Raw genomic sequence first — 501 nt, 5'->3', positions numbered from 1 at the left:
CAAGGCCGGCCTGCAGGGCCGGGTGCAGCTCGAAGGAGGAAAAGGTCAAATCGGTCAGCGGTTTGTCGCTCATGAGTCCGTCTTGGTATGGCCGCCGGCCCGTGGGGCGGCTGGCACTTCATCGTCTAGGGGCACCGTCGCAAACTGCGGCCCCTGCGGCGGGTTGGCAGGCTGGGACCACCCGGTCCGCGCGCCGCACAATGCCCCAGTTTAACGCACTCGGGCAGGCAAACCGGAATGCCCGGTCTCACCGGATGGAGAGACGACGCGCCTTCATCCAGCCACACAGGACTTGAACGACCCCGCCGGTCCCGCTGGTGTCGCCCGCTGCCACCCCCATCTTCGGGAAGACAGTGAAATCCGACACATACCGAGCTTCGAAGCGATCACGATACGCTGGGTTCCAGCCGGCGCCTGTCCCTGCCCTGCGATAGGGGTACACTTCCGGCCGTGAGCGTCCAGGCATCCCGCCGAACGCACCGCGGCAGTGCGCCGCGAGGC

General features: G+C 67.1%; 1 protein-coding gene. It reads right to left on the bottom strand.

Going from position 1 to position 501, the window contains the following annotated elements:
- Window positions 1-247: 247 nt before the first annotated feature.
- Window positions 248-501 (bottom strand): hypothetical protein (locus DAI20_RS20555; RefSeq protein WP_205781559.1); only part of this gene is annotated, 254 nt, incomplete at its 5' end.

The organism is Planctomonas deserti, assembly GCF_003067705.1.
Classification (GTDB): domain Bacteria; phylum Actinomycetota; class Actinomycetes; order Actinomycetales; family Microbacteriaceae; genus Planctomonas; species Planctomonas deserti.
This window is presented reverse-complemented; position numbering and strand designations above follow the sequence as displayed.